The 23,454-nt window shown below is 63.5% G+C and carries 20 protein-coding genes; 18 read left to right on the plus strand and 2 right to left on the minus strand.

The annotated features are described in order from the left end of the window. The first annotated feature begins 140 nt into the window (after positions 1-140). A complete protein-coding gene (locus B5V00_RS11380) occupies positions 141-446 on the plus strand; it encodes a J domain-containing protein (protein ID WP_085010925.1) in 306 nt (101 codons plus the stop codon). Positions 447-454: 8 nt separating this feature from the next. Here the strand turns inward: B5V00_RS11380 and B5V00_RS11385 are convergent, their stop codons facing one another. After that, positions 455-1,945 carry a sigma-54-dependent transcriptional regulator gene (locus tag B5V00_RS11385; protein ID WP_085010926.1) on the minus strand — a complete coding sequence of 497 codons (1,491 nt, stop codon included), beginning with the start codon at positions 1,943-1,945 and terminating at the stop codon, positions 455-457. Between the two features lie 176 nt (positions 1,946-2,121). Here B5V00_RS11385 and B5V00_RS11390 point away from each other — a divergent pair, with 176 nt between their 5' ends. The 3 genes from B5V00_RS11390 to B5V00_RS11400 all read left to right on the plus strand — a co-directional run bounded on the left by B5V00_RS11390 (position 2,122) and on the right by B5V00_RS11400 (position 8,332). Next, entirely contained in the window at positions 2,122-4,155 is a 2,034-nt protein-coding gene (locus tag B5V00_RS11390) for a VIT domain-containing protein (protein WP_085010927.1), read from the plus strand. A gap of 67 nt (positions 4,156-4,222) precedes the next feature. Continuing rightward, a complete protein-coding gene (gene rrtA, locus B5V00_RS11395; RefSeq protein ID WP_172399729.1) occupies positions 4,223-4,900 on the plus strand; it encodes a rhombosortase in 678 nt (225 codons plus the stop codon). 54 nt (positions 4,901-4,954) lie between these two features. After that, positions 4,955-8,332 carry an acyl-[ACP]--phospholipid O-acyltransferase gene (locus B5V00_RS11400; RefSeq protein WP_085010929.1) on the plus strand — a complete coding sequence of 1,126 codons (3,378 nt, stop codon included), beginning with the start codon at positions 4,955-4,957 and terminating at the stop codon, positions 8,330-8,332. Between the two features lie 14 nt (positions 8,333-8,346). Here the strand turns inward: B5V00_RS11400 and B5V00_RS11405 are convergent, their stop codons facing one another. Continuing rightward, positions 8,347-8,985: a carbonic anhydrase gene (locus B5V00_RS11405; RefSeq protein WP_085010930.1), complete on the minus strand. Its 639-nt coding sequence runs from the start codon at positions 8,983-8,985 to the stop codon at positions 8,347-8,349. Positions 8,986-9,271: 286 nt separating this feature from the next. On the opposite strand from B5V00_RS11405, the gene B5V00_RS11410 reads away from it, so the two are divergent. From B5V00_RS11410 to B5V00_RS11475, 14 genes are all read left to right on the plus strand, one after another. Further along, on the plus strand, positions 9,272-11,791 hold the full coding sequence (locus B5V00_RS11410) for a TIGR03960 family B12-binding radical SAM protein (RefSeq protein ID WP_085010931.1): 2,520 nt from the start codon (positions 9,272-9,274) through the stop codon (positions 11,789-11,791). A gap of 53 nt (positions 11,792-11,844) precedes the next feature. After that, a complete protein-coding gene (locus B5V00_RS11415) occupies positions 11,845-13,356 on the plus strand; it encodes an Rne/Rng family ribonuclease (protein WP_085010932.1) in 1,512 nt (503 codons plus the stop codon). A 94-nt stretch (positions 13,357-13,450) separates the two neighbouring features. Further along, positions 13,451-13,759: a 50S ribosomal protein L21 gene (gene rplU / locus B5V00_RS11420; RefSeq protein WP_085010933.1), complete on the plus strand. Its 309-nt coding sequence runs from the start codon at positions 13,451-13,453 to the stop codon at positions 13,757-13,759. Positions 13,760-13,770: 11 nt separating this feature from the next. Continuing rightward, a complete protein-coding gene (rpmA, locus tag B5V00_RS11425; protein WP_085010934.1) occupies positions 13,771-14,025 on the plus strand; it encodes a 50S ribosomal protein L27 in 255 nt (84 codons plus the stop codon). A 147-nt stretch (positions 14,026-14,172) separates the two neighbouring features. Beyond that, positions 14,173-15,201, plus strand: a complete 1,029-nt coding sequence (obgE, locus tag B5V00_RS11430) for a GTPase ObgE (protein ID WP_085011011.1) — start codon at positions 14,173-14,175, stop codon at positions 15,199-15,201. A 62-nt stretch (positions 15,202-15,263) separates the two neighbouring features. Continuing rightward, a complete protein-coding gene (proB, locus tag B5V00_RS11435; RefSeq protein ID WP_085010935.1) occupies positions 15,264-16,439 on the plus strand; it encodes a glutamate 5-kinase in 1,176 nt (391 codons plus the stop codon). Next, entirely contained in the window at positions 16,439-17,695 is a 1,257-nt protein-coding gene (locus B5V00_RS11440; protein ID WP_085010936.1) for a glutamate-5-semialdehyde dehydrogenase, read from the plus strand. Before proB ends, B5V00_RS11440 begins: the two co-directional genes overlap by 1 nt. A 3-nt stretch (positions 17,696-17,698) precedes the next feature. After that, positions 17,699-18,343 (plus strand): nicotinate-nucleotide adenylyltransferase, encoded by a 645-nt coding sequence (nadD, locus tag B5V00_RS11445; RefSeq protein WP_085010937.1) that lies wholly within the window; start codon positions 17,699-17,701, stop codon positions 18,341-18,343. A gap of 14 nt (positions 18,344-18,357) precedes the next feature. Beyond that, positions 18,358-18,717, plus strand: coding sequence for a ribosome silencing factor (gene rsfS, locus B5V00_RS11450; RefSeq protein ID WP_085010938.1), 360 nt, complete (start codon positions 18,358-18,360; stop codon positions 18,715-18,717). Next, positions 18,714-19,190 (plus strand): 23S rRNA (pseudouridine(1915)-N(3))-methyltransferase RlmH, encoded by a 477-nt coding sequence (rlmH, locus tag B5V00_RS11455; protein ID WP_085010939.1) that lies wholly within the window; start codon positions 18,714-18,716, stop codon positions 19,188-19,190. Before rsfS ends, rlmH begins: the two co-directional genes overlap by 4 nt. Positions 19,191-19,207: 17 nt before the next feature. After that, the gene (locus B5V00_RS11460) at positions 19,208-19,561 is read left to right on the plus strand and encodes a TraR/DksA family transcriptional regulator (RefSeq protein WP_085010940.1); all 354 of its coding nucleotides are present in this window, start codon (positions 19,208-19,210) and stop codon (positions 19,559-19,561) included. Between the two features lie 126 nt (positions 19,562-19,687). Further along, positions 19,688-21,046 carry a tetratricopeptide repeat protein gene (locus B5V00_RS11465; protein WP_085010941.1) on the plus strand — a complete coding sequence of 453 codons (1,359 nt, stop codon included), beginning with the start codon at positions 19,688-19,690 and terminating at the stop codon, positions 21,044-21,046. Positions 21,047-21,048: 2 nt separating this feature from the next. Continuing rightward, positions 21,049-22,599, plus strand: a complete 1,551-nt coding sequence (gpmI, locus tag B5V00_RS11470) for a 2,3-bisphosphoglycerate-independent phosphoglycerate mutase (RefSeq protein ID WP_085010942.1) — start codon at positions 21,049-21,051, stop codon at positions 22,597-22,599. 104 nt (positions 22,600-22,703) lie between these two features. Beyond that, positions 22,704-23,447, plus strand: a complete 744-nt coding sequence (locus B5V00_RS11475; protein ID WP_085010943.1) for a ComFC family protein — start codon at positions 22,704-22,706, stop codon at positions 23,445-23,447. Positions 23,448-23,454: the final 7 nt, after the last annotated feature.

Genomic DNA, 23,454 nt, shown 5'->3' on the forward strand with positions numbered 1-23,454 from the left:
TAAACAACTTGTCGCTACCTGTCAAGGTATTTTTTACTAAATATATTATAACGCCGTTATGACATGCCCCGCGTATGCAAACAACGGCAGAAACATTACACTGTCACCTGAAACAACAAAGAGATTTACGGGAGAAAACCATGATCTATCGGGAACTGGAGGCGGCCCTCTCGATCCTCGGACTCGGACAGCGGGCATCCCTGGCCGAGATCAGGAACCGCTATCATCAACTGGCCCGCGAACATCATCCCGACGGCGGCACGGCGCGGGAATCGGACCAGATGCAGCGAATCAACGCCGCCTACCGCCTGCTGCGTGACTATTGCGCTGGTTATTGTTACGATTTCAGTGAAGCGGAGTTCTACGAACAGGACCCCGAAGCGCGCCTGCGGCGCCAGTTTGCCGAGGATCCGGTATGGGGCGGCCACGACGATCAGGCAGGCTGACTGACGTTTCAGAAACCTGCCGAACCCTGCCCGTCCTGGTCGGCCAGCACATACTTCTTGACCGTGCGCCGGTCAAGGCCGGTGATGCGGGCGACCTCTTCGTAGGTGCCGTGCCGCCGGTAGAGCAGCCCGCAATAGCCGGCCAGCAGCTCGGCAACCGCCATCCGCCCCTGCTCGACCCTCCTGCCGAACCCCTCCGCGGCCGCCGGGCGGACCGCCTCGCCGGCGTAGCTGCCGTTGAGCAGCAGCCGCCGCACCGCCTGTTCCAGTTCCCGCACATTGCCGGGCCAGGCATAATCACCCGGCAACTGCCTTCGCAGTTCCGCACCCAGCCAGGCGACCAACTCCGGCGCGTCCTCCCCGACACTGCGCTTCACCACCACCCCGAGCAGCAGCTGCAATTCCCGCCCGTCCTCACTCAACCGCTGCCGCAGAGACGGCACCTGAATGACATCGGAACAGAGCCGATAATAAAAATCATCGCGGAACGCCCCGCTGTCGCGCAACTCCTCCAGCGACCGGTTGGTGGCGGCGATCACCCGCCCGGAAAACCGCTGGCGCTGGTGTGATCCGACCGGGCAGAATTCGCGCTCCTGCAGGACCTGCAGCAGCTTGATCTGGACCGGGATCTCCACATCGCCGATCTCATCGAGAAAAATGGCGCCGTGCGGCGAACAGCGGGAAAAGACCCCCTGGTACTGGTCGACCGCCCCGGTGAAGGCGCCGCGACGATGGCCGAACAACTCCGACTCGATCAGGGTTGACGGATACTGGGAGAGGTTGATACCGAGAAAGGTGCGGGTAAAGCTCTCCCTGAAACAGCCCCGCCGCTCGTCAAAGGGGATATGCCCGGAGCGTCCGATGGCGGCCGCGGCCGCTCCCTTGCCGCAACCGGTCTCTCCCAGCAACAGGGTGGAGAAATCCTCCATCCGGTCCCAGAGGAAGGATTCGAAGCGGGTGATATCGGCGGTAAACACATTGTGCCAGAGGCGACGCCGCAACTCGACCATGCACGGACTGCAGCCGACCAGCCCCTCGGCAATGAAGTAAAAGGCGCGCCGCAGCTGGTAGAAAAAGGCCAGGTAGCGCAAAGACTCGTTGCCGCCGCAGCCCCAGCTCCGCATGGTACCGAGCAGGTCGGCGGCGAAGGGCACCGGGATCGGCTCCTCCCCCGAATCCAGCTGCCGACGAATGTGGCGATCGAGATCGTCGGCCGCACGATGAAAGAGATCGAACAGCAGTGCCGTCCGCAGCAGACGGGCATCCTCGGCGCCGAAGTCAGTCGGTCGCAGCCGGTCGCGGGGCCCCAGGGCATCGAGCTGCTGCCGCACCCGGCCGGTCACCCGCGACAGCAGCTGCCGGTCGGGAAAGGAGTCGCCGACCCCGGCAATCTGCCGGTCCAGCCGGTCCCGGTCGGGACTGAAGGGACAACTGAAGGCCGCCTCGGCCACCAGCCCGAGAAGGTCGCGACGCTCCGAAGGGAGAGTTTTGAGTTTCATACATTGAATGTATAGACATGTTCACTCAATGTCAATACACCACAAAGACATCCACAACAGCAAAAGACCTAGCAAATTGATATAAGTCAATTATATCAATCTGTTGCATATACTTTACAAGCATGGCACGCCTCCTGCGATAGAAGACGGTCACAACCCGAACCCAGGAGAAGACCATGCGCAACCATCCCGTCAACCCGTTCCGCTCCCTGCTGACCCGTCTCGCTGTCAGCCTGCTGTTTATTCTTTCCCTGGCCGCTCCCGGCCTGGCGGCCGGGCTACTCAAGCCGCTCAACGGCGGCAGCCCCCTCGCCATCACCTCTCACCAGGTCGAAGTGGTCATCAACAACGGCTTCGCCCGCACCGAGATCGACCAGACCTTCAGCAACCCCGCCGACGCCCCGCTCGAAGCCCTTTACACCTTCCCGCTGCCGAAACAGGCCAGCCTGTCCGAGTTGTCGATGTGGGTCGCCGGGCAGGAACTGGTCGGCGAGGTGGTGGAAAAGGAGAAGGCCCGTCAGGTCTACGAAGCGGAAAAGGCGGCCGGGAAACAGGCCGCGATAACTGAAAAAAACGACTTCAAGACCTTCGAGACCCGGGTCGGCAACATCCCGCCGGGCGGCGAAGTCCGCATCCGCCTGGTCTACTATCAGTCGCTGGAGATCGACCTCAACGTCGGCCGCTATCTCTACCCGCTGGCGGAAGGAAATGTCGACGAGGAGCAGTTGCAGTTCTGGTCGGTCGACGACCGGGTCAACGGCCCCTTCCGCTTTCACCTACAACTCAAATCGGCCTTCCCGGTCAAGGATGTCCGGCTGCCGGGGCTGCAGAACGAAGCGGTCATCAACCAGGCCGGCGGTACCGGCGAGCAGGGCAACGGCAATGACTACGAGGTCACCATCGACCGTCCCGCCGGCAGCCGTCTCGGCCGCGACATCGTCTTCTACTACCGTCTCGACGACAGCATTCCGGGCCGCGTCGAACTGATCCCCTACCGCCCGGATGATCGTCACGACGGCACCTTCATGCTGGTGGTCACCCCCGCCGCCGACCTGAAACCCCTCACCGCAGGGACCGACTGGACCTTCATCCTCGATGTCTCCGGCAGCATGGGTGGAAACAAGATCGCCACCCTGGCCGACGGCGTCAGCCGGGTGCTCGGCCAGCTGCGCGGCAACGACCGCTTCCGCCTGATCACTTTCAACACCAAAGCGCGCGACCTGACCGGCGGTTTTGTCCCGGCCGACCCCGGGCGGGTGCAGAACTGGATCAGGCGGGTCAAAACCATCCAGACCGGCGGCGGCACCAACCTCTTCGCCGGGCTCAAGGCCGGCTACCGGGGGCTCGACGCCGATCGCACCAGTGCCACCATCCTGGTGACCGACGGTGTCGCCAATGTCGGCGAAACCGAACACCGGGCCTTTCTCAAGCTGCTGAAAAAATATGACATCCGGCTCTTCACCTTCGTCATCGGCAACAGCGCCAACCAGCCCCTGCTCGACCGGCTGGCCGAAGACTCGGGCGGCTTCGCCATGAACATCTCCGACAGCGACGACATCAGCGGCCGGCTGCTGCAGGCCAAGGCCAAGGTTCTTCACCAGTGCCTGCGCGACGTCAAGCTGGAAATCCGCGGTGAGCAGGTGCAGCTGGACGCGCCGCAGACCCTCGGCAATCTTTACGCCGGTCAGCAGCTGATCCTCTTCGGCCGCTACAGCACTCCCGGCGAGATCGGTATCACCCTGAAAGCCAAAATTTCCGGCCGGGAACAATCCTGGCGGACGACGGCGATGCTGCCGAAGGTGGATACCGACAATCCGGAACTGGAACGGCTCCGGGCGCTGGAGAAGATCGAACAGACCATGCAGCAGATTCGTGAACAGGGCGAGACCGATGCGCTGCGCTCCAAAGTTGTCGATCTCGGCCTGAACTTCTCCCTGGTAACCGACTACACCTCGATGCTGGTGGTCACCGACGATGTCCTGGAAAGCAACGGCATCGAGAAACGCAACGCCGACCGCGTCCAGCGCGAACGCCGGGCCCAGCAGCAGAAAGCGACCCGGCCGGCAAAGAGCTACCGGGTCGACAACCAGGGCCAGGGCGCTTTCGGCGGCCGCAGCGCGCCGGGTCTCGGCCTCGGCTCCGGCCCGGTCGGACCGCTCGGCGTGGCCCTGCTGGCCTGGCTGCGGCGGCGCAGAAAACAGCTGAAATAGACCCGCATCATTCGCAACCATGCGGCGGCGGCGACCCCGCCGCCGCACAGGGCACAAGGAGACCATCATGACCACCCTGCCGATCACCGCCACCACACAACCCGAACTTCACGACAACGGACTGCGTCGCCTCGAACTGGGCGGCTGGCTGCTACTGCTTTGCCTCTGCAACCTCGGCCTGCTCGCCAACCGGCCGACTACGCAACTGATGTTCGACCCCGCCGCGGTCGCTGCCGGTCAATGGTGGCGGCTGCTGAGCTGGCCGCTGGTTCACGTCAGCCGCTACCACCTGCTACTCGACGGCAGCGCCTTCCTGTTGCTGCTGAACGGGCTGCGGGAGGAATCTTTTTTCCGGCGCTGCGGCTACGTCCTGCTGTCCGCCGCCGGCAGCCTGGTCGTGCCGCTGCTGCTGGTCCCGGAACTGTCCCGCACCGGGCTCTGCGGCCTTTCCGGCATCGCTCACGGGCTGGCGGCGGTCAGCGCCCTGGAACTGATCCAGTCCACAGAACAGGACCCGGCGGCCGGCAGACTGGGATGGCTGCTGCTGGCCGGACTGTTGTTCAAGACCGGCTGGGAACTGGGACAGGGACGGGTGATCTTTGCCGACTGGCACCTCGGCAGCGTCGGCCACCCGATCGTCAGCACCCACGCCGGCGGCTTCCTCGGCGGCATCCTCGGCTTCCTGTTGCGGCAGTTGAGCGGCAGAAGGAAAACTTGCCGGAATGCCAAACAGACCTTAAACTAAATTTTTCTCATCTTCATTCCAACCTGAGACCATCGACCGACAGGACAAACCGTCATGAATCAATGCTCCCATGGCTTCCGCTGGTTGAACATCACCCAATTTCTCGGCGCCCTGAACGACAACCTGTTCAAACTGCTGCTGGTCTTCCTGATCATCGACCTGCAGGGGGTCGAGGCGGCCGGCCGGGTCGCCGCCATCGCCGGACTGGTCTTCGTGCTGCCGTTCCTGCTCTTTTCGGCCGCGGCCGGACGGCTGGTCGACCGCTTCAGCAAAACCCGCCTGATCCGCTACACCAAGTTGCTCGAACTGGCGGTCATGCTGCTCGGGGTGGCCGCCTTTGCCGCCGCCAGCGTCCCCGGGCTCTACGGCTGCCTGCTGCTGATGGCGCTGCAGTCCACCCTGTTCAGCCCGGCGAAATACGGCATTGTCCCGGAGCTGGTCGACCAGGAGCAGCTCTCCTCCGCCAACGGCAGCCTGGAGGCCCTGACCTACCTGGCGATCATCGGCGGAACCGCACTGGCACCGCTGCTGCCGACCCTGACCGGCAACCGCTACGGTCTCGCCGCCCTGGTCTGCGTGCTGGCGGCCGTTGCCGGGCTGCTCGCCAGCTACCGGATTCCACCGACCCCGGCGACCGGCACCCGCCGCCAGGGTTCTCTGCTGGTGATTCCCGACCTGGTCAAGGCGCTGCGCTTCGCCCGTGAAGACGGGTTCCTGCTGCTGGCGGTGCTCGGCAGCGCCTGGTTCATGCTGCTCGGCGCCTTTTTCCAGCTCAACCTGATTCCCTACGGCATCGAAACCCTGGGGCTGAACCAGCAGCAGAGCGGCGCCCTGTTCCTGGTCGCCGCCCTCGGCATCGGCCTCGGATCGCTGACCGCCGGCAGGCTCTCCGGCCGCAACATCGAATTCGGCATCGTCCCGCTCGGAACCCTCGGCCTGACCATCGCCACCTGGCTGCTGGCCCTGACGCCGGGCCGGCTGCCGCTGGTGATTCTCATCGTGCTGCTGCTCGGCGTCTCCTCGGGCCTGATCATCGTCCCCCTCAACGCCTTCATCCAGCAGCGCACCCCGCCTGAGCGGCGTGGCGAAATCCTCGCCGCGGCCGGCATGCTCGGCTGGTTCGGAGTCCTGCTCGCCTCCCTGCTGCTGCTCGGTCTGGGCGAGATCCTGGGGCTCTCCAGCCGGGAGTGCTTCGCCGCCCTTGGCCTGGTCTCCATCGGCCTGACCCTGTGGGCGTTCCGCACCCTGCCCGACTTTTTCCTGCGTTTCATCACCCTGCTGGTGATGCGTTTCGCCTACCGCATCCGGGTTGCGGGCCGGGACCATGTTCCGGCCAGTGGCGGCGCGCTGCTGGTCGCCAACCACGTCTCCTGGATCGACGCCCTGCTGCTGGTCGCCTGCGAACAGCGCCGTATCCGCTTCCTGATGGAGCGCGGCATCTACAACCGGCCCGGGATACGGCAACTGTTCCGCCTGATGGGGGTGATTCCGATCTCCAGCCGCGACCGGCGCAAGGACCTGGTCGCCTCCCTGCGCGAGGCGCGGCAGGCCCTTGACGACGGCTACCTGGTCTGCATCTTCGCGGAGGGACAGATCACCCGCAACGCCAGCCTCGGCGAGTTCAAGAGCGGCTTCGAATCGATCGTCAAAGGCAGCGGCCACCCGGTGATCCCGGTCTACCTCGGCGGCCTCTGGGGCAGCATTTTCAGCTATTCCCGCGGCCGGCTGCTGGCCGGGCTGCCGCGCATCCCCTATCCGGTCGACATCCTCTTCGGCGCCCCGCTGCCCGACAGCAGCGATGCCGGGCAGGTCCGGCAGGCGGTGATGGAGATGTCGAGCGACTGGCACCGGGACCGGCAGCAGCAGAGTCCGTCCCTCGGCCGACAGTTCGCCCTCGTCGCCAGGCGCAACTGGCGGGCCCCGGCGATATCCGATACCGCGGGGAAAAGACTGCGCTACGGCCAGACTTTGACCGCCGCCCTGGCGCTCGGCAGGCAACTGGAACAGGAGTGCTGGGGGGAACGGATGGTCGGCGTGCTGCTGCCCCCGTCGGTGGGTGGGGCGCTGGTCAACCTGGCCCTGACCCTGGTCGGCAAAATTCCCGTCAACCTCAATTACACCGCCTCGGCGGAAGCCTTTGACTCGGCCTGTCGGCAATGCGGCCTGCGCACCATCATCTCCGCGGAAGCGTTTCTCGAACGATTCGAACAGTTTCAGGACCGTACGGACATCAAGCGGCTCGAAGAGCTGCTGCCGGCCATCCCGACCGGCCGCAAACTGGCCGCCTGGCTGCAGGCCCGGCTGCTGCCGCTCTGCCTGTGGACGCGACTGGGAACCCTCGACGGCGGGGAGACGGCCACGGTTCTCTTCTCCTCCGGCAGCACCGGGGAGCCGAAGGGGATCATGCTCAGTCACCGGAACATCCAGGCCAACATCGCCTCGCTGCAGATGCTGATCCGCACCGACAGCAGCGACAACGTCTGCGCGGCGCTGCCCTTCTTTCACTCCCTCGGTCTCACCGGCACTCTCTGGCTGCCGCTGATCTCGGGATTCTCCGCCAGCTACCACCCCAACCCCCTCGACGGCGCCAGGATCGCCGAACTGGTCCGTGAAAACAGATCGACGCTGCTGCTGGCCACCCCGACCTTCCTGCTGGCCTACCTGCGACGGGCGAAAAAGGAGGATTTCGCCAGCCTCCGGCTGGTGATCGCCGGAGCGGAGAAACTGAAACCGGCGCTGGCGGACAAGTTCGAGGAAAAATTCGGCATCCGGCCGCTGGAGGGTTACGGTGCCACCGAACTGGCGCCGGTGGCGGCGATCAGCGTCCCCGACGTGGAGATCGACGGCGTCAGGCAGCAGGGGGCGCAGGCGGGCGCGGTCGGCAAACCGCTGCCCGGCATCGCCGTCCGCGTCATCGACCCCGAAAGCGGAGAACAGAAACCGGCCGGCGACGAAGGGCTGATCCTGATCAAGGGCGCCAACGTCATGCAGGGCTACCTGAACCGCCCCGACAAGACCGCCGAAGCGGTCCGGGACGGCTGGTACAACACCGGCGATATCGGTTTTCTGGACAAAAAGGGTTTTCTGCACATCACCGACCGGCTGGCCCGCTTTTCCAAGATCGGCGGCGAAATGGTCCCCCACATCGCCATCGAGGAGGTGCTGCAGCAGGGACGGGCAGGAGCGACTCAGGCGATCGCGGTCACTGCAATCCCCGACGAACGCCGGGGTGAACGACTGGTGGTACTCTACACCGGGGAGGCGGGGGAGCTGGACGAACTGCAGGAACGGCTGGCGGACAGCGACCTGCCGAATCTCTGGCGGCCCGGCAGGGACGCCTGGTTCCGGGTCACCGAGCTGCCGCTGCTCGGCACCGGAAAACTCGACCTGGGCGGCATCCGGCGGCTGGCCCTGGCCGCCGCGGCGGGCTGATCCCCGGCAGCCTGTCAGTCGGATTCAGCCTGGTCGATCAGTTCGAAAACGCCGAGCTGGTCGTTGAAGTTGTAGATTTCACCGGTTTCGATGATATAGTGCCAGCCGAGAATCTCCAGGGTGCCCTGCCGCACCCGCTCGGCAATGAAAGGATAGCTCAGCAGGTTTTTCATCTGCACCAGCACATTGACCCGTTCGGTCAGCCATTCCCGTTCGGCCGGGGTCTTTTCCACCGCCAGGCGTGCCACCCGGGCGGGAACCTCCCTGGAGACTTCCAGCCATTTCCTGACATGCGGCAGATCGGCCAGTTCCTCCCCGTTCTTGTGCAGGGCGGCACAACCGCCGCAGTTGGAATGCCCGCAGACGACGATCGATTCGACCTCAAGGACCTTGACCGCATACTCGATCGCCGAGGTGGTGGCGACGAACTCTTCGGTCTGACGGTAGGGCGGCACGATGTTGGCCACGTTGCGCACCATGAACAGTTCACCGGGACGGGTGCGGGTGATCAGGTTCGGCACCACCCGCGAGTCGGAACAGCCGATGAAGAGGGTGTGGGGGTTCTGTTCCCGGCCGAGGGTGCAGAAGAGTTCCCGATGGGAGACAAATTCATCCCGACGGAATTTCATGATGCCCTTGAAGAGTTTCTCCATGCCGGGAAATTAACATAGAGACTTCACGAAAACCAGAGCCTGTCGTTTTTTGCCGCTGGCCAACACTCTCATCATCTGTTATTTTGTCGAGCTTTGCTTACTACAATCAGTGAGCCCCTTGTCGACAGACAGCACAAGTCACTGATCTGCCTGAGCTTCCCCAAAATCACCAGTAAACCTGTGGGTGCGCTTCAGATTTTTGGAAATCTTTGGCTTTTTCCCGGTTTCGGCCCAGAATAGAAAGATGGAGGCGCCGCCGGCCCCAGCCCGGCGAGCCCGACAACCCATGAACGATAAAATTCTCAACCGCGTCCAGAAATCCTCTCGCTACCTCGGCGCCGAACTCGGCAGCCGCCCCAAGGATCCGCGGACAGTCGATCTCAGCCTGGCCCTGGCCTTTCCCGATGTCTACGAGGTCGGCATGAGCCACATCGGCTTCGCCATCCTCTACAGCCTGCTCAACGATCACGACTGGATCGCGGCCGAACGGGTCTACGCCCCCTGGCCCGACCTCGAAGCGGAACTGCGCACCGCCGGCGAGCCGCTGCGGGCGCTGGAGAGCCAACGCCCGCTGGGCGATTTCGACCTGATCGGCTTCACCCTGCAGTACGAGCTGAGCTACAGCAACCTGCTCAACATGCTCGACCTGGCCGGCATCCCGCGCCGCCGCGAGCAGCGCGACGCAAGCCACCCGCTGATCATGGTCGGCGGTCCCTGCGCCTTCAATCCCGAACCGCTGGCCGACTTTTACGATTTCGCCGTCATCGGCGACGGCGAAGAGGCGGTGGTCGAAGTCTGCGAGCAGGTGCGACAGGGTCGGCAGGAGGGCTGGAACCGGGAGACGCTGCTGCGGCGGCTGGCCGACATCGAAGGCGTCTACGTCCCCTCCCTCTACCGGGTCAGCTACCATGAGGACGGCCGCATTGCGGCGCTGTCCCCCGCGCCGGGCGTCCCGCAGCGGGTCCGGCGCCGGTTCCTGGCCAACCTCGAAGACGCCCCCTACCCGACCGCGCCGATCGTCCCCTTCATGAACACCGTTCACAACCGGGTGGCGGTCGAGGTGGCGCGCGGCTGCACCCGCGGCTGCCGCTTCTGCCAGGCCGGCTACATCTACCGCCCGGTGCGCGAACGGTCGCCGCAGCGAATCGCCGACATCGTCGATGAGTCGCTGCGGCATTCCGGCTACAGCGAAGTCTCGCTGCTCTCCCTCTCGACCGGTGACTACTCCCGCCTGGAACCGCTGCTGAAGGGCCTGATGGGCTGCCACGAAGCCGGCCAGGTGGCGATCTCGCTGCCGAGCCTGCGGGTCGGCTCCCTCTCCGCGGAGATGATGGAAGAGATCAAGAAGGTCCGCAAGACCGGCTTCACCCTGGCCCCGGAGGCCGGCAGCGAGCGGCTGCGCGAAGTGATCAACAAGGGCATCAGCGAAGCCGACCTGCTGGCCGCCACCGAAGCCGCCTACGCTCTCGGCTGGCGGGTCATCAAGCTCTACTTCATGATCGGCCTGCCGACCGAGACCGACGAGGACCGCCGGGGCATCATCGAACTGGCGGCGCGGGTCAAGCGGACCGGCCGCGGCACCGAAGGCGGCGCCGACGCCAACGTCTCGGTCTCGACCTTCGTCCCCAAGCCGCACACCCCCTTCCAGTGGGAGGCGCAGATCGGTGTCGAGGAAACCCTCGCCCGCCAGAACCAGCTGCGGGATGGACTGAAAAAACGCAAGCTGCGACTCAAGTACCACGAGGCGCGGATGTCGCTGCTGGAAGGGGTCTTCGCCCGCGGCGACCGGCGGCTCGGGCGGCTGCTTGAAGCCGCTGTCGATGCCGGCTGCCGCTTCGACGGCTGGGGCGAGCATTTCGATTTCTCCCGCTGGCAGCAGGCCTTCGCCGCGACCGGCATCGACCCACACTGGTACCTGCGGCAGCGGGACGAGGAGGAGATTCTCCCCTGGGATCACATCGACTGCGGCATCCCGAAAAGCTTCTTTCTCGCCGAACGCCGCCGCAGCATCCAGGGCGACTACACTGCCGACTGCCGCCACGGCGACTGCCACGGCTGCGGCCTGTGCGACTTTGACAGCCTGCGGGTACGACTCAGCGAACGTGATGAACTGACCCCGCCGCGGCTCCCCGCCGCGCCCTCCCCAGTCGCCGACGGCCGGTTCAAGATCCGCCTGCGACTGCGCAAGGAGGGCCGCGCGCGGTTCGTCAGTCATCTCGAGTTCATGACCGCCTTCCATCGCGCGGTGCGGCGCGCGCAACTGCCGATCCGCTACTCGGAAGGTTTTCATCCGACGCCGAAGATCTCCCTGCCCGATGCCCTGCCGACTGGTTTCTGTTCCGACGCGGAAATCATCGACCTGGAACTGTTCCGGCCGCTGCCGGCCGACCGGATCGCCGCCGAGCTCAACCACCAGCTGCCGCCCGGCTTCGAAATCCTCGCCGCGGCCGCCGTCGCCTGGAAAACTCCAAGTCCATCTGCTAGCATTGAGAGCAGTCGCTACCGGGTCGGTCTGCCGGCAGACGCGCCGGCAGACCTGGCCGGACGCTGCGCTGATTTTCTGGCCGCCGACGAGGTCATCGGCCGGCGACAGAAAAAAGGCGGCACCATCGAGGTCGACCTGCGGCCGCCGGTCCTGGAACTCGCCCTGCGCGAGCAGGCCCTGTGGATCACCCTGCGCAAGGGCAGCCCGCTGCCGGTTGCCGCCCACCTGCTGGGATTGACGCCGGAAGCGGCCCGCGATCTGGAGATCCGCAAGGTCGAGGTGCGGATGCGCGACGGGCTGGACTGCTTTGCCAACGCCTGATTCAGGAAACTGAAATTTTCGGAATTTCACACATATATCCACAGGGAGGAACCATGACCAAGGAGCTGGTCATCAACATGACCTCCCACGAAACCCGGGTGGCATTGCTGGAAAGCGGCCACATCGCCGAACTCTACATCGAACGGCGGCGTGAACGGGGCATCGTGGGCAACATCTACAAGGGCAAGGTGATCCGCGTGCTGCCGGGCATGCAGGCGGCCTTTGTCGACATCGGCCTGGAAAAGGCCGCCTTTCTCTATGTCGCCGATGTGCTGGCCGAGATGGAAGCGGTGGAACAGTTTGTCGAGGGACGCAGCCAGCACGCCGAACCGGAGGATGGACACGAGGACGAGCAGCCGCCGCTGCCGCCGATCGAGGACCTGCTGCAGGAAGGCCAGGAACTGCTGGTGCAGGTCGCCAAGGAACCGATCGGCACCAAGGGCGCCCGCATCACCTCCCACATCTCCCTGCCCGGCCGCCACCTGGTCTACATGCCGACCGTCGATCATATCGGCATCTCGCGGCGGATCGAGGACGAAGAGGAAAAGGACCGGCTGCGCGGCCTGGTCGAGGAGATCCGTCCCGCCGGCACCGGCTTCATCGTCCGCACCGCCGCCGAGGGCAAGAGCAGCGAGGAACTGCGCTCCGACATGGAATTCCTGGTCGGCCTGTGGGAGGATATCGACAAGCGGCGCGAGCATCATGGCGCCCCCTGCCTGATCCATTCCGATCTCGATCTGACCAGCAAGGTGCTGCGCGACACCCTCACCGAGGATGTCAACCGCATCGTCGTCGACAACCGCGAAGAGCATGACAAGATCGTCCGTTTCCTGGCGACCTTCATGCCCAACCTGCGCTACGCCATCGATTTCTACGAGGGGGATGAGCCGATCTTCGACGCCTTCGGTCTCGAAGTCGAAATCAGCCGCGCCCTGGGACGCAAGGTCTGGCTGAAAAGCGGCGGCTACATCATCATCGAACAGACCGAGGCGCTGATCGCCATCGACGTCAACACCGGGCGCTTCGTCGGCAAGCACAACCTCGAAGACACAATCCTCAAGACCAACCTCGAGGCGGTCCGGGAGATCGCCTTTCAGCTGCGGCTGCGCAACCTCGGCGGCCTGGTGATCATCGATTTCATCGACATGGAGCGCGAGGCGCACCGGGAAAAGGTCCATGCCGCCCTTGAAGAGGTCCTCAGGCAGGACAAGGCCAAGACCAACATCCTCAAGATCTCCGAACTGGGGCTGGTCGAGATGACCCGCAAGCGGGTGCGCGAAAGCATCGGCCGCACCCTCTGCGAACCCTGTCCCTACTGCGAAGGCAAGGGCTACATCAAGAGCCGCATCACCACCGCCTATGAAATCTTCCGGGAACTGCAGCGCGAGATCAGGCAGCTGCCCGGCTACCGGGTCACCCTGCTGTGCCATCCCGACATCGCCGACCTGCTCAGCGACGAGGAACACGAGGGCATCGAGGAGATCGAACGACGCTTCCAGAAACAGATCGCCATCCACTCGCGACCGAATTTTCATCTTGAGCAATATGAAATTCTGGTCGGATAATAGTCCTTGACAGCTTTTGACGACAGGCTCTATACTGCGTCGTTCCGGGGTCATACCCGGAGAAATTATCTTCAGAGAGTGAGGTGAAGTGGTTATGTACGCGGTGATCAAGACCGGAGGAAAACAATATAAAGTTTCCGAAGGCGACCTGCTCAAGGTCGAAAAGCTCGCCGGGTCGGTGGGAGATTCCATCGAACTGGGCGAAGTCCTCATGGTCGGCGGAGAAGAGGTTAAAGTCGGAACACCTCTATTGCCCAATGCGAAAGTCACTGCCCGGATCGTCGAACAAGGCAAGGATAAGAAAATTCTCGTCTTCAAGTCGAAAAAACGGAAGGGCTATCGCAAGAAGAACGGGCACCGTCAACCCATTACCCGACTCAAAATTACCGGTATCGAGGCCTGAGGGAGGAAACCATGGCACACAAAAAAGCTGGTGGCAGCTCCAAGAACGGTCGCGATAGCGTTGGTAAGCGCCTCGGCGTGAAACGCTTCGGCGGCCAGAATGTCAGTGCGGGATCGATCCTGGTGCGGCAGCGCGGCACCACCATCCATCCCGGCAACAACGTCGGTTGCGGCAAGGACTACACCCTGTTCGCCCTGATCGACGGCGTGGTTAAATTCGAGCGGCTCGACAAGACCCGCAAAAAGGTCAGCGTCTACGCCGACTGAGTTTCGCCACCGAGAGAACAACCACCCGAAGCCCGAGGTTCACTGAACTTCGGGCTTTTGGCTTTCAAAGGCGGCTAAAGACACAAGGCCAAGGGCAAAAGGATCTCCTTTGCCTTTCGCCCTTGGCCTTTGGCCGATTTCCAACTTATGAACTTCGTCGATGAAGTAAAAATCAATGTCAAGGCCGGCGACGGCGGTCGCGGCGGGCTCTCTTTCCGGCGGGAAAAATTCATTCCCCGCGGCGGGCCGGACGGCGGTGACGGCGGTGACGGCGGCAATGTCATCCTGCGTGTCGACCCCGGTCTCGGCACCCTGCTCGACCTGCGCTACAAGATCCACTACAAGGCCAAAAACGGCGCCCCCGGCCTGAGCAGGAACATGCACGGCAAGAACGGTGAGGACTGCGTCATCAGCGTCCCCCCCGGAACCCTGGTCTATGACGACGACAGCGGTGAACTGCTGGCCGACCTGACCGGCCGCGACGACCGGATCGTCCTGCTCAAGGGCGGCATGGGCGGCCGCGGCAACGCCCGCTTCGCCACCAGCACCAACCGCGCGCCGCGCCATTTTCAACCCGGCACCGAAGGCGAGGCCAGGCGCCTGCGGCTGGAACTTAAGCTGCTCGCCGACGTCGGTCTGGTCGGGTTGCCGAACGCCGGCAAAAGCACCCTGATCAGCGCCATCTCGGCGGCCCGGCCGAAAATCGCCGACTACCCCTTTACCACCCTGGTGCCGAACCTCGGCGTGGTCGGTTTCGGCGGCTATCGCTCCTTCGTGGTGGCCGACATTCCCGGCCTGATCGAAGGTGCCAGCGATGGCCAGGGGCTCGGCAGCCGTTTTCTGCGTCACATCGAACGAACCGACCTGTTTCTGCACCTGGTCGACCTCTCGCCGCTGCAGGAGGCCGACCCACTGGAAAGCTTCGCCATCCTCAACCGCGAACTCGGCCGCCACAACCCCGAACTGGCCGACAAACCACAGCTGATCGCGCTCACCAAGCAGGATCTCACCGAGGTCCGCGACCGCACCCCGGAGGTACGGGCCCATTTCGAGCAGCTCGGCTACCAGGTTTTCTGCATCTCGGCGGCCACCGGCGAGGGACTGGAGCCGCTGGTCCACGCCCTCGGCCGAAAGCTGGACGAACAGCGCCGATCGACCCCGGAAACGGAAAGTTGACAGCAATCCCGGACAGAGGGTAATCTTGACCTCTTTTTTCAACAAAAATCGCTAGTTATACTATGAAAAAACAGCTTCCGGCAGACATAAGACGGGTCGTCATCAAAATCGGCAGCACCGTCATCTCCGATGAGACCGGTCTCGACAACAAGATGCTGGATGCCATCTGCGAGGATGTCCACCAGCTGTTGCTGCGCGGTCACGAGGTGATCCTGGTCTCCTCGGCCGCCGTCGCCGCCGGCAAGGCCGACCTCGGCATCAGCGGCCGGCCGCAGACCATCCCCCTGCGCCAGGCCGCCGCCGCCATCGGCCAGAGCCGCCTGATGCGCGCCTACAAGGAACGTCTTCGCCCCCACGGTCACAAGGTCGCCCAGGTGCTGCTGACCCGTGACGACCTTGCCAACCGGCGCCGTTACCTCAACGCCCGCAACACCCTGATGACCCTGATAGAGCACCAGGTGGTGCCGATCATCAACGAAAACGACACCGTGGTGGTCGACGAGCTGCGCTTCGGCGACAACGACAACCTCTCGGCCATGACCGCCAACCTCGCCGAAGCCGGGCTGCTGGTCATTCTTTCCGACGTCAACGGGCTTTACGACCGGGACCCCGGTCGGCACCACGACGCCCGCCTGATCCCGACGGTCGAGCAGATCGACGCCCGGATCGAAGCGATGGCCGGGGAAAGCGGCTCCAGCCTCGGCACCGGCGGCATGGCGACCAAACTCAAGGCCGCCAAACAGGCCGCCCTGTGCGGAACAGCGACGGTGATTCTCAACGGCCGGGTTCCCGGCAACCTGCTGCGCCTCTTCAACGGCGAACCGGTCGGCACCTCGATTCTGCCGGCGCAGGACAAGCTTGCCGCCCGCAAGCACTGGATCGCCTTCACCAAGGAACCACGCGGCAGACTGCTGCTCGACGCCGGCGCTCTTAAAGCCGTCTGCGATGGAAACAAGAGCCTGCTGCCCTCCGGCATCAGCGCCATCGAGGGCCGCTTCGAACGGGGCGATGCGGTCCGTCTCTGCGACCTGCAGGGACTTGAGGTTGCCCGCGGCATCGTCAATTACGCCGAGGCAGAGCTGCAGCAGATCCTCGGTCGGAAATCATCGGAGATCGCCGCCATTCTCGGCTACAAGTACGGAGATGAAGTGGTTCACCGCGACAACCTGGTGCTGCAGCCCGAGTTGCCGGACGAAGGATCAGACCCTGAAATGAGCGAACCTGGGGAGAAGAACTGATGACCATCGCCGAACAGATGAAGCAGATCGCCATCGATGCCCGTCGCGCTTCGCGACGCATGGCTGACTTATCCAGCAGCGTCAAGAATCAACTGCTGATCAACATGGCCGCAGCCCTGGAAAATGAAGCCGCCACCCTCCAGCGGGAGAATGCCAGGGACCTTGAGGCCGGCCGCGCCAAGGGACTCTCGGCCGCCATGCTTGATCGGCTCGAACTGGACGACAAGCGCATCCGCGGCATGGCCGACGGTCTGCGCGAGGTCGCCGCCCTGCCCGACCCGGTCGGCGAAATCACCGGCATGTGGCGCCGCCCCAACAACCTGCAGGTCGGACGGATGCGGATTCCGCTCGGGGTGATCGGCATCATCTTCGAGAGTCGTCCCAACGTCACCGCCGACGCCGCCGCGCTGTGTCTGAAAAGCGGCAACGCGGTCATCCTCCGCGGCGGCAGCGAAGCCCTGCACTCCAACAGCGCCATCGGCGCCATCCTGCAGCGGCAGCTGACCGAGCTCGGCCTGCCCGCGGCGGCGGTGCAGGTGGTGACCACCAGCGACCGGGCAGCGGTGACCGAGCTGCTCAAACTCGAAGAACAGATCGACCTGATCATCCCCCGCGGTGGTGAAGGCCTGATCCGCTTTGTCTCCGAACATTCGCGCATCCCGGTCATCAAGCACTACAAGGGCGTCTGCCACGTCTTCGTCGATGCCGGCGCCGACATGGAGATGGCGGAAAAGATCGCCGTCAACGCCAAGGCTCAACGCCCCGGCGTCTGCAATGCCATGGAGACCCTGCTGGTCCACCGGGAGATTGCCGCCGAGTTCGTCCCGCGGGTGGTCGCAGCACTGGCCGCGGCCGGGGTCGAAGTGCGCGGCTGTCCACAGGTACGGGACCTCGCTCCCGAGGTCAAGGCGGCGACGGAAGAGGACTGGGACGCCGAATATCTCGATCTGATCCTGGCGATGCGGGTGGTCGACGACCTCGAAGCCGCCGTCGACCACATCAACACGCACGGCTCGCTGCATACCGAGGCGATCGTCACCCGCGACTACGCCAACGCTCAACGTTTCCTGCGGCTGGTCAATTCAAGTACGGTGGTGGTCAACGCCTCGACTCGCTTCGCCGACGGCGGCGAACTCGGACTCGGCGCCGAGATCGGCATTTCCACCACCAAGCTCCACTCCTTCGGCCCGATGGGGCTTGAAGATCTGACCACGCGCAAATTCATCGTTCTCGGCGAAGGGCAGATCAGGAGCTGAGGAATGAAACTGGGCATTCTCGGCGGCACCTTCAACCCGATCCACCTGGCGCACCTGCGCATCGCCGAAGAGGTCCGCGAAGCCTGCCGCCTCGACAAGGTGCTGTTTCTTCCGGCCGCCACCCCCCCGCACAAACAGGTTGCCGACGCGGTACCGTTCGCCGTCCGCTTCGAAATGGTGCGGGCGGCGATTGCCGACCACGACAAATTCAGCGTCAGCGACATCGAACAGCAGCACCCGGGGAAAAATTATTCCGTTCAGACCCTGCAGCTGCTGCGGCAGGAATTCCCCCGCGCCGAGTTCTATTTCATCATCGGTCTCGACTCGTTCCGTGACCTGCCGAGCTGGAAAGATTATCAAAAACTGTTCGAATTGACCCACCTGGTGGTCGTCACCAGGCCCGGCATCAATGACGGGAACCCCTTTGAACTGCTTCCCGTTGCAGTTCAAAATCAGTTCTGCTATAGTTGCTCACCCGAAAAATGGCAGCACCAGAAGGGCAAAACCCTGCTGTTCCTGAATGATACTCCTCTCGGGATTTCCTCCACCGGAATCCGGGAACTGGTCGCCGCGGGTCGATCAATACGTTACCTGGTCCCTCCGGCGGTCGCGGCGTTGATCGCGCGACACGACCTCTACCGGAGCTAGAAAGGATACTTGGCTTGCAGTCGAAAGACCGGGCTCTGCTCTGCACCCACCTGGCGCTGGAAAAAAAGGCGCTGGATCTGAAAATTCTCGAAGTCAACGGACTCTCCTCCCTGACCGATTACCTGGTCATCGCCAGCGGCACCTCCGACCGCCATGTGCAGGCCGTCGCCGAAGAAATCCGCGTCGGGCTGAAACGGGACCACGGCATCCACCCTCTGGCCGTCGAGGGCATGGATGACGGCCGCTGGGTTCTGCTCGACTACGGCGATGTGATGGTTCATGTCTTTCAGCCGGAGGTCCGCAGCTTCTATGACCTGGAAGGGCTCTGGAGTGAGGCCCCGGAAGTTGTTCCGGAGGCGGAAGAGCCGACGTGAAACTGAGGCTGGTCTGTGTCGGCAAGCTCTCCCGGGACTGGCTGCGGGAAGCGGCCGCCGACTACCGGCAGCGACTGCAGCGCTATCTTCCTTTTGAACTGCTCGAACTGAAGGAGGAAAAGGGCGGCGGCAAAAAACCGAACACGGCCCTGCTGCGGGAACGGGAAGGCGAACGGATACTCGCCCAGCTTGCCGCACCGGGCACAACCCTGGTGCTGGACGAACAGGGGAAACAACTCAGCTCGGTCGAACTGGCCCGGTTGCTCGACGAGCAGATGACCGCCGGCCCGCAGAATCTGAACCTGGTCATCGGTGGCGCCTGGGGCCTGAGTCCGGCCGTCAAACAGCGGGCCGACAGGATCCTCTCTCTGTCGCGGTTGACGTTCACCCACCAGATGGCACGCGTCATCGCCCTGGAACAACTCTACCGGGCGATGACCATTATCCGCAATGAACCATACCACAATGCCTGAAGGAGGCTGGAGGGGCAATGAATCAGGAAGAACTCGAAGCAGCTAAACAACTCCTTCTGGAGATGCGCCGGCAGGTTCTCCAGGAGGTGCAGGGATCGATGCACACCTACCGTGAACTCGGAGAAGAAAGCCTGCCGGACATCAGCGACGTCTCGGCCAATGCCGCCAATCGCGACGTACTGCTCAATCTCGGCGCGACCCAGCAGCAGAAGATCCGCGATATCGATGCCGCCCTGGAGCGCATCCGCTCCGGCGAATACGGTGTCTGCGTCCGCTGCGAGGAGGAAATCAGCCAGGCCCGGATGAAGGTCCGCCCCTTCTCGCGCTTCTGCATCGACTGCAAAACTGACATTGAAAAGTTCGGCGAATAGACGCCGGCCCGCCTCCCGCGGCGCGGCGCTCTGCCGGCAACAGGATAATCCGCCGGTCGGACAAGACAAACGCCTGTTTTCAGGTACAATGTTATTCCAGTGGGCAACCTGCCCCGGGAGCATGCCATGACAATTCTCGGTTTCTTACTGCTGATCATTCTTTTCCTGTCGTTCTTCATCTACTGCAGCTGGCTTAATCCGGAAGACATCACCCTGATCTACTGGACCGGCAAAAGCATTACCTTTTCGCCGGCCCTGCTGATTCTCGGCTTCGTCCTGGTCGGCCTGTGCATCGGCTACGGCGCTCATATCTACAGCGTCCTGGTCCACGGGGTCAAACACTGGCGCCGTGAACGCAGCGAGAAGAAAACCAGGGAAATCAGTGCCATCTACCGCGAAGGCGTCGGCAGACTGCTTTCCGGGGATCTGAAAAAAGCCCGGGTTCTGCTGCAGAAAACTCTCGAACGTGATCCGAAGAGCATCGATTCGCTGATCGCCCTGGCCAGCGTGCAACTGCAGGACGGTGAAGGCAGCGAAGCGGTCAAGCTGCTGCTCAAGGCACGGGACATCGACGGCAAAAACCTGGAAGTGCTGTTCAAACTCGCCACCACCTACCAGAAACTCGACCAGACCGACGAAGCGATCGAGGCCTACCAGGCGATCCTCGCCCTTGAGTCTGACAACCGCAAGGCGTTACGCTCGCTGCGTGACCTGCATATCGCCGCCGGCAACTGGCAGGAAGCCTATGACCTGCAGAAACGGGTGATCAAGGTGGCCCAGAAGAGCAAACGCCTCGCGGATGAAAAGAAACTGCTGGCCAACCTGCGCTACGAAGTCGCCCGCCTGCTGCTTGAAAACGGCGAAGCCGACAAGGCTCTGGGCGAATTCCAGGACCTTGTCAAGAACGCCCCGGAACTGGTTCCCGCCCGCGTCTCTCTGGGCGACGCGCAGAAAGCCGTCGGCCGGGGAGACGATGCGGTCCGTACCTGGCAGGAAGGCTACCAGAAGCTGGGCCGCAGCATCTTCCTCTCCCGCCTTGAAGATTATTACATGGAGACCGAGGATCCGGCCGGCCTGCTGACCTTTTACCGCGACGCGACCAGCCGAAAACCTGACGACATGCTGCTGCGGCTCTTTTTCGGCAAATTCTGCCTGCGCCTGGAAATGGTTGAAGAGGCGATTGACCAGCTGTACATGGTCGAAAGTTCCGGCATCGAATCAACCCAGCTCAACTTCCTGCTCGGTGAAGCCTATCGACGACGCGACCGGATCGAGGACGCGGTCGAGGAATACAAGCGGGCGCTCGGAACCAACAAACACCTGCGTCTCGGCTTTGTCTGCGATCACTGCGGCAAATCCTACCAGGAATGGCAGAGCCGCTGCGATGAATGCGGCAACTGGGGCGGGTTGAGCCTCATCAACCGCCAGCTGTTCCACGAAGCCCGGCCGATTGAGGTCAGGGAAATCCACCACGGTGAGAGATAAAAATGAAACACAACGCGAAAGCCCCCCTGGCCCTGGTCATCCTCGATGGCTGGGGCCAGGCTGATTGTACCCCCGACAACGCCGTCTGCCAGGCCCGGACTCCGGTTCTTGATCGATTATTCAAGGAATTTCCCCACACCACCCTCGGTGCCTCCGGACTTGATGTCGGTCTGCCTGACGGCCAGATGGGCAACTCCGAAGTCGGGCATCTCAACATCGGTGCCGGGCGGGTCGTCTACCAGGACCTGACCCGGATCAGCAAAAGTATCGAAGACGGCGACTTCTTCACCAACCCGGTGATGCTGGAGGGGATGCGCAAAATCCGCGAGAACGGCGGCAAGCTGCACCTCTGCGGCCTGCTCTCCGACGGCGGCGTCCACTCGCACAATACCCATCTCTACGCACTGGTCGAGATGGCGAAGCAGCAGGGCATCGGGGAAATCTGCATCCATGCCTTCATGGACGGACGCGACACGCCGCCGAAAAGCGGTGCCGGCTACCTGCGGGAGCTGGAGAATCAGCTCCAGAAGATCGGCGCCGGAGTCCTCGCCACGGTCAGCGGCCGCTTTTACGCCATGGACCGCGACAACCGCTGGGAACGCATCGAACGCGCCTGGCAGGCCCTGGTCCACGGCCGGGGGATAACCGCCGCCGACAGCGCCGGGGCCATCGCAGACGCCTACGCCGCCGGGCAGAGCGACGAATTCGTCGAGCCGCGCGTCATCCTGCGTGACGGCAGGCCGCTCGCGACAGTCGACGATGGCGACGGCATCCTCTTCTTCAACTTCCGCGCCGACCGGGCCCGCGAACTGACCCGAGCCTTCACCTTCGACGATTTCGACGGTTTCGACCGGGGGAAACATCCCGAACTGGCCTGCTATCTCTGTCTCACCGAATATGACGAAACCTTCGGTCTGCCGGTTATTTTCCCCCCGGAAAGCTACCCGGACCTCTTCGGCGAGGTTCTCGCCAAGGCGGGTAAAACCCAGCTGCGGATCGCCGAAACCGAAAAGTACGCTCATGTCACTTTCTTCTTCAACGGCGGCGTCGAGGAACCCTTCGCCGGGGAGGACCGGGCGCTGATCCCGTCACCGCAAGATGTCGCCACCTACGACCAGAAACCGGAAATGAGCGCCGCCGAGGTGACTGACGAAGTCGTGACGCGGATCGAATCAGGCCAGTATGACGTCATCATCCTCAACTTCGCCAACCCCGACATGGTCGGGCACACCGGAGTTTTTCCGGCGGCGGTCAAGGCGATGGAAACCGTCGATGCCTGTCTCGGCCGCGTGGTTGAAGCGGTTCAGGCAGCCGGGGGCGGCCTGCTGATCACCGCCGACCATGGCAACTGTGAAAAGATGAGCGATCACGGCCAGCCGCACACCGCCCATACCAGCGACCCGGTTGCCCTGCTGCTGGTTGATGACCGCTACCGTCGGGCCGGTCTGCAACCCGGGGTTCTCGCCGACCTGGCCCCGACCATGCTGCAGCTGCTCGGGCTGCCGCAACCGGCCGCCATGACCGGCCGCAGCCTGCTGCAGACATCCGCCTGAACCAGCAAGTCCACGGATTCAGGAGCCTGCCGACAGGGCCGTCACAGCGGGCCTGTCGGGAACCGGAGCAGGGGCTCGAAAAAACGTGACATTCGGAGGGGGATGTGCACTGGAAACAAGCACTGCTTGATGAGTTTGCGGCGGCCGGCCGCTGGCTGCTGCCGGCCGTCTGCCCGCTCTGCGATGACCGTCGCGACGTCCATCTGCCCCTGTGCGGGAGCTGTCTTGACACTCTGCCGCCATTGCCCGAAGCGCGTTGTCCACGTTGCGACCTGCCCTACCCGGCCATCGAAGGGTCACCCCATCTCTGTGGCGACTGCATCACCTCTCCCCCTCCTTTTGCAGCTGTCTGTGCGCTCGGCCCCTACAGCGGACTGCTAAAACAGGCCATCGGCCGACTCAAGTATCACCGCCTGCCGCTGCTCGATCAACCGCTGGGACAGCTGCTGGCCACGACTGTCCGCCGGCGCTGGCCGCAGTACGTTCCGGACCTGATCATTCCGGTCCCCCTGCACCCACGACGTTTGCGCGAACGCACCTTCAACCAGTCGCTGCTGCTGGCCCGGGTGCTGGCAAAGACACTGTCGGCCCCGGTGGCCTCCCGGGTGCTGCATCGGGTGCGGCATACACCGGCGCAACAGGGGCTGAGCGCCGCGGATAGAAAGAAAAACCTGCAACAGGCCCTGAGGATCGATGATAAACTTAACGGCAGATCGATCCTGCTGGTCGATGACGTCATGACTACCGGCGCCACCGCCCGGGCCTGCAGCAGGCAGTTGCGGCTGGCCGGTGCGGCCGAAGTGCGGGTGGCGTTGCTGGCGCGTGCCCCACGCCATCTGCAGCCATGAGGCACAT

Source organism: Geothermobacter hydrogeniphilus, assembly GCF_002093115.1.
GTDB classification, from domain to species: Bacteria; Desulfobacterota; Desulfuromonadia; order Desulfuromonadales; family Geothermobacteraceae; genus Geothermobacter_A; species Geothermobacter_A hydrogeniphilus.